Raw genomic sequence first — 7411 nt, 5'->3', positions numbered from 1 at the left:
ACTTGCATTAATGTAGATATCCTACAATATCCTACTGCTCTTTTCTTCATGTCTTCCTCCAAATGTCTCTTTCATATTAAAAATTTAATCATATTTTAACCGTATATCGTCAAGTTAGTCGGCTCAAACTTGACTTTTTCAACTCAATAATAGTTATATAATCAAGTATTTTCAATATATTAATCATAAATAACATTACTAATTTTTTTATTTTCATATAAGCTATTTTAATTTATTTATCAAAGTTTGTCGAATATTAATTGTTTAATAAAAAAAGATGCAGAAAAATTTATTTTATATAAATTAATCTACATCTCATATTCAATATTTTTTAACTAATAAATCATACCATCTTTTATAGTTACAACCTTATCTGCCATACGTGCTATATCATCATTGTGTGTAATCATTACTAAAGTTTGTTTGAGCTCCTTTACACAAATATGTAATATATCCATAACCTCCTTGGTTGTTTTACTATCTAAGTTTCCTGTTGGCTCATCTGCAAATATTACCGATGGCCTATTTGCTAGTGCTCTAGCTATAGCAACCCTTTGCTGCTGGCCACCAGACAATTGATTAGGGTACTTATTTATATGTTCTCTTAATCCTAGCTTATCTATCAATGTATCAATATACTTTTTATCTGGCTTTTTACCTCCTAGTGAAACAGGCATTATAATATTTTCATACACCTTAATAACAGGAATTAAGTTAAAACTTTGAAATATAAAACCAAATTCATCCCTTCTTATTTTAGATAGTCTTGTATCATCCATAGTATATATATCTATATCATCTAAATATATATGTCCTGATGTAGGTTTATCTAACCCAGCCATACAATGAAGTAATGTAGACTTACCAGAACCACTTGCACCTATTATTGCTGTGAATTTATGTGGTTCTATATCTAAATCTATTCCATTAAGAGCATTGACTTTATTTTCATTATCTCCGTATATTTTTCTTATATCTTTTACTCTCAAATTTTTCATATACTCTTTCTCCTTATCATATTAACCCTAATTTTCTCTTATTTGATCAACTATGCTGTATTTATTAATAGATCTAAATGTAAATATTACTGAAATTAAAGATATAGTCATTGTAATTAATATAAATAATACTGTAGGAATTACAGGGAATATAAACAATGGACCATCATATGGTATACCTTGAAACTTTGCAGTCATTTTTAATAAATGTACCCAACTTGCTCCTTTATAAAGGATAAATAAAACCCCAACTATTGAGCTTACTATTCCATATATTAATCCTTCGCATATTAATATTTTTTTCAGGTCTTTTATAGATAAACCTATTGCTCTCATTACCCCTAATTCTTTTTTCCTCATTGATATACTTGTTACTATACTAAAAACTATATTTATTAATGCAGTTATACTAAGCATCGCTGAATTAACTATATTTCTAACTACAATTTGCCATACTAAAGTTCCTTGCTCTTGGTCTATCGTCTCTTTATCACTGTACTTTATATACTTTTTATCTTTAAACATAGTTTTAGCAGATGATTTAATATTTTCTAATTCTTGATTTTCTGCTTTTATTTTTACTTGAGAAAAATTATTATCTCCAGTTATCTTTTTATAATCATTTGTATCTATAATTATGTCTGGTGTTTGAGAATTAGTGTACGTTCCTTTTGTGAACCACTCTGTACTCAAGAAACCAACAATTTTAATTTCTATGTCATTGTACTTTTTCACACCATTTTCGTCTGATAAGACTTTAAATTTCAACTTATCTCCTACTTTTAACCCTTCACTATATCTTTGCTGGCTATGAGTGTATGTTTGATCCAAGAAGTAATTGCTCACTACAGCCTCTATCACATCATTATCTTGATTGTATAGCTGACCACTTTCTAAAAAACTGCTATTTTCAGCTAATGCCTCTTTATTTAACCCTATAAAATCAAACTTCATTTCGACTTCTCTATCATCCTCTTTTATAGATAAATTCTTTTTGTAGGACTTTGATAAGTCTTTTGTTTTCATTTTTGTATAGGACGTTGTTGAGTTAAATGTATAAATATCTGAAACCCCAGGAAGATAGGATATGTTATCTAAGTCATTTTGTGAAATAAGAGATTCATCAGATTTACTAATACCCTTGTACGTTAAATCTATATTGTAGTCTCCTAATCTTTGAAGTAATGGATCACCTATACTATCTCCTTGCTCAGATGTTATAAACTGCTGTACTCCATACAACCCTGCCATACCAACAATAATTGCTGTAGTTAAGATATATATACTATTCCTCTTTGAATTACTTAGCGCTAGATTAACTACTATATTATTTTTAAAAGATATATTTTTTACTTTTACTAATTTAGCTATCTTTATAATAATTCTTGAAAATAACATTTTGAATTTTCTATAAATCTTTAGCTTACTAAAAACTTCATCAAAAACATTGGCTATGTTAGCTATCTTCGTGATAGATATGACATAAAAACAACCACGCCTTAGACTTTTCAATACATTGAATTATAAGATGTGGTTGTTTTTATGACTTATTATAAATTCTTCGTGATATAGTAATATTATTAAATCTACAGATTATAATTTATCGCTAATTTAAAAATTTTCATATTCTTTAGGTATCGGAATGTTAAATTCTTTACATAATAATTTTACATCATGAATATCACTTTCTCCAAATTCATACCCTAAGTGAAATAAGACTTGATTTTTAGCATTTATACAAGAAACCATAATATTTCCTATTTTTCCAACACCATCGAATATATTTTTTTGAAAAACTTCGCCTTCATAACATATGGTTCCATCACAGTTATCTTTAAACATGTGTAAATCAATAATTCGTAATTTATTATCAGACCAAATAGTATGCACTTCACTTGTATACTCCACTACAATTTCATTAAATCCTTTATTTTTAATTATTTCAATAAATTTATTATAGTTTTTTTCTTCTACAAATAAATCAATGTCATTATGCTGACGTGTTTCTTTTCCAAGTAAAGCATCTACACCCCAACCACCATCTAACCATATTTCTATATTATTATTATATGCCCAACTCAATATTTCACAAGCATCATTTATTCCAATCACTTTATCACCTCTAGAAATTTCTATTTATATATAATATTAATAATATCTTCACTTCACATTATATAACAATTGTGAACTTAATTATATTATACCAAGTATTCAATTATTTTCCAATTATAAAATGATTTCATTAATTCTAAGTAAAGTTCCTTATTTTATATTAACTCAATGAATCTATTTCTAATAGTGGCTCTAGTTACATAAGTATCCTTAGTAGCTACATTCACTAGCATATCTTTAATTCGGTCATTCTTTTTATTTTTCTTACTTAGTTGTAGAAATTTAAACCAAGCCAAATAATTATTGATATATTTTGTGGATACACCATTAAACACAAAGTTAGCTAACATAGCCAAAACATTAAACGGATTTCTTAGTCTACCAGACATCATATTTATTGGATAAGATTTTAGAGTTATTATGATTGGTAATATTGTTGATATTACTAACACTGATGTAGTTAATTTAAGAGTCTTAAATATAGCCCCCTTACTTATATAAATTGGTGCATTGGAAACATTAATAAATCCACTTGTTAAGTTAAAATACTTTATCATAACTTCTGCAAGTACATATCCACCGAAAAATCCAATTAATGATCCTAATAATAATACCAATGTATTTTTAAGTATGAATATTAATAAAGATTGTTTCTTACTCATACCAACAACCCTTAATAAGCCGATTTCCTTAACAAGTTCTTTCATCATTATGTTAAATACATTAAATATTATACAAACAGATGCAACTATCGTACCTGTATCAAATAAATCAAAACCACCTAATGCTGACTGACTGTCTTCTTTTGCAGCAGCTAATGCCTTGTTACTCTGCATATTTAATTCTCCTGAATCAAGCTTAAGAGATAATTTATCTATTTCAGTTTGTACATTTTTAAATCCAGTCTTTAGATTAATGAATCCGTTATATGTAACTAGTTCTTTAGGATATTCAAAATCTTTATAAATATATATTCCATTTCCTTCTGATGACTTCTCCATTATGTCAGTCATATTATAAGTTCCAACTATTTTAAATTTATGAACTTGATTAACTACTTGATGTTCCTTCAAATTGTCTATATATTCTTTTGAGTAACTTAATTCAACTTCATATTCTTTTGTACCTGATGGTGTATCAATTAACTTTAATTTATTTTGTGAGTCTAACTCTTTAAATAAATTATTGCTAATTATAATTTCATCCTTTTGTTTTGGAAATCTACCACTATTGATAGTATGTTTTAATTTTTTAAATGAAGATTCACTATATTCCTCCAATACATATAATTGCTCATTATAACTAAAGTTTCCGTAATATTTTCTAAGCACTGAACTTTTTACGTTATCATCTTCTATTATTGTTTCAAAATCTTCTTTACTTATATTTCCAACCTCTATTTGATAACTTGGACTTTGTTTGTAGATTTCATCAGAAACATATTTTGATTGGCTAAGCCTTGCTACTGTAGTTCCAAAAATTATAGTAGTAGACACTGCTATTGCAAAAATCATTATTAAAAATTTCTTTATATTTTTTACTGTATATCCCCTTAACAATGTAAATATCATATTCATATTCTTACCTCCCTAATCTATGAAGTTTAACAATTATGTGTAAATAAAAAATAAAGGTGTTATCTTTTATGTTTCAAAGATAACACCTTTATTTTTTTGACTCAATAGATTTTCGCAAGTGGTAATCATACCGACGTAAGTGTCATATTTTAAGTACACTTTGGATAATTTTGTAGAGGTATATATATGTTTAGTATAAAATTGTTATCTCCATCAATAACTTCTAATTCTCCATCATACTTCTTTATAGATGACCTTATACTCTGTAAACCTATACCATGAAGGAACCTATCTCCTTTGCTTGTAATCAAGTTACTGTTTTTAAATTTTAGTTTATTACTTTTTGAATTTTCACACGTAATAATAAAATATGATTTTACTATCACTCCACGTAGTTTTATATATCTATCCTGAGTTACCTTTTCACATGCTTCTATTGCATTATCTAATACATTAGAAAATATAGATGATACATCTATCATTTGAATAAATTCACATTTTCTTAAGTTTATATCACATAAAAATTTAATATCATTCTTACTACAATCTATACTTTTTTCATTCAAAATAATATCAAGTATTCTATTACCTGTGTTAAACCTCGTTTCAAAGTCTTTTAACTCTTCATTTATACTTTTTATATAGTTATCTACATCTTCATTTTCAATTTTTTTTATGCATGTTAAATGATTTTTTATATCATGATATAATTCTCTAACTTTCATATGTGATTCTTCAATGTTCAAGTAATAATTATATTGCATACTTAATTTATTATTTATAGATTCTAACTCTGACTTAGCTCTCATACCTTTTATTAAATTATTTATAATAATTACTAAAAGAACATTACAAAATACCATCGTAGCAGGTATTATACTTTGAATAGTTTGAATGTAAGGAATTACACTTATCCTTGGAATAGTATTAGAATACTCCATAATTTTATATAAATCATTTATGTACTCTCCTGATATAAATAAAAATAATATACTTATTCCGTTTATAATTAATGTTAAACCAATATACATATAATATTTAACATTTAAATCTGCATTAATAATTTGTTTGAAATATTTAAGCAATAACAATAAAATACTATTTAGCATTATTGAGATTATTAAATGATATCTCAATGGACTGTAATCAACCACTTTATCAAACACAAAACTCATTAAAAACATGTAAATTATACGACCCAATATGCTATATAAAAAAGAAAAACAAAAACCATATAGTAAGGAGCTTTTATATGAGATTTCAAATACAACCTTATATAAAAGCATTAATAAAAAACCTTCAAGTATATTATATTTTATAATTACAATATCCTTAAATTTTGGTGATACTAATATAAGTATCGTAAGTATAATTACTACAATGTAGTGTGTATTTTTTTCAATATTTTTTCTAAGTTTAATTTTATAAATCATTAGGAAAAATATTACTAAATATATCACTGAGTTTGTTATATCAATTAGTTTAATTATTGATGTTTCATTCATTATAAAACCTTCCTTAATGATTTTAGAAATGCTGTCTTAAATTCCTTAAACTTATATCTACTTACTGGAACTTCTTGCCCATTTTCAAGTATAGCTGTGTATTGCTTTACATTTTCTACAAAATTTATATTAATCAAAAAACTCTTATGACACCTAAAGAAACTATACTCTTTAAGCTCTTTTTCTATTTTATTCATGCTCATTTTCGCCTCATAGTTATTGTCTATTGTATGTATAGTAATATCTTTATTTTGAACTTCTATATAAAGGATAGTATCTATTCTAATTTTATAATTATCATGCTTATTACTAATAACCAAATACTTATCTTTTTTCATATGAATTTCTTCGATACAAGCTGTAATATGCTTTTTTATATCCTCAAATTCTATAGGTTTTAATAAGTACCTATATGCCCTTACCTCATACCCTTCTTGAATATATTCTATAAGTGAAGTTGTAAATACTATTTCTACAGTATTCTTATCAATTGTTCTTATCTTTCTGGCTATATCCATACCACTCAATTTATCCATTTGTATATCAAGTAAAAATATATCTATATTCTCAGGATAATTTTCTAATAATTGTTCTCCTGAGTCAAATATATATACTTCATAATCAATAGATAATTCCCTAAATAGCTTCTTTAAATTTTCTGTTAATAACTCCTGATGTATCTTTTCATCTTCGCAAATTGCTATTTTAATCATAGTTTTCTCCTATATAAATTTCAAATATAAATGTATATTTAAGAATATCATTTATTCCTATAAATTTTCAATGTAGTATGTTATGAATATTTGTTATACAACTATCTAAAAACAATTTTATATCATCCAAATATGATTATAATAGCCCTTCATACATCTTCTATCCTACGACTTCATATCAAATGATAATGGATCATATACAGTTAAACACCTCTTGTTAACTATCATTGATATTGATAGCTAACAAGAGGTGTTTCTAAGGTTTATATAACATTTTTTATGGAACTCTTATCTATTTATATCTAATTGCTTATATAAGACACCAGAAACAGGCTCATTGTCTCCAGTCTCATAAAAATGCTTAAGAGACTTTAAATACTCCTGCGTAAAATCACTGAAGAACATTAATAATGGCTGCTTAGAATAAGCTAAATGATGTATTGCTGAAAGTAATGCAGTTCTTTTATTTCCATCAATAAACACCTGCAGCTTACTTATCATAAGAA

6 protein-coding genes and 2 pseudogenes are annotated in these 7411 nt (G+C 25.9%); all 8 read right to left on the bottom strand.

All coding sequences use genetic code 11. The features are described 5' to 3' along the window. Positions 1-335: 335 nt before the first annotated feature. Entirely contained in the window at positions 336-998 is a 663-nt protein-coding gene (locus ACRDBA_RS01420; RefSeq protein WP_438571163.1) for an ABC transporter ATP-binding protein, read from the bottom strand. 27 nt (positions 999-1025) lie between these two features. Then, positions 1026-2396 carry an ABC transporter permease gene (locus ACRDBA_RS01415; RefSeq protein ID WP_438571162.1) on the bottom strand — a complete coding sequence of 457 codons (1371 nt, stop codon included), beginning with the start codon at positions 2394-2396 and terminating at the stop codon, positions 1026-1028. A 213-nt stretch (positions 2397-2609) separates the two neighbouring features. Continuing rightward, entirely contained in the window at positions 2610-3110 is a 501-nt protein-coding gene (gene lnu(P), locus ACRDBA_RS01410; protein WP_022071788.1) for a lincosamide nucleotidyltransferase Lnu(P), read from the bottom strand. Between the two features lie 155 nt (positions 3111-3265). Continuing rightward, positions 3266-3442: pseudogene (locus ACRDBA_RS01405) on the bottom strand (IS1595 family transposase); the annotation flags it as partial. Between the two features lie 81 nt (positions 3443-3523). Further along, a pseudogene (locus tag ACRDBA_RS01400) lies at positions 3524-3946 on the bottom strand (FtsX-like permease family protein); the annotation flags it as partial. An 890-nt stretch (positions 3947-4836) separates the two neighbouring features. Then, the gene (locus ACRDBA_RS01395) at positions 4837-5871 is read right to left on the bottom strand and encodes a GHKL domain-containing protein (RefSeq protein ID WP_438571161.1); all 1035 of its coding nucleotides are present in this window, start codon (positions 5869-5871) and stop codon (positions 4837-4839) included. 320 nt (positions 5872-6191) lie between these two features. Beyond that, positions 6192-6905 (bottom strand): LytR/AlgR family response regulator transcription factor, encoded by a 714-nt coding sequence (locus ACRDBA_RS01390; protein WP_438571160.1) that lies wholly within the window; start codon positions 6903-6905, stop codon positions 6192-6194. Between the two features lie 288 nt (positions 6906-7193). After that, on the bottom strand, positions 7194-7411 hold a 218-nt coding region (locus ACRDBA_RS01385; RefSeq protein ID WP_438571159.1), incomplete at its 5' end, for a hypothetical protein.

Origin of the sequence: Clostridium sp., assembly GCF_051654825.1 — a bacterium.
Classification (GTDB): Bacteria; Bacillota; Clostridia; order Clostridiales; family Clostridiaceae; genus Clostridium.
Note: the sequence above shows the minus strand (reverse complement) of the source record. Positions and strands in the feature narration are given on the sequence as shown.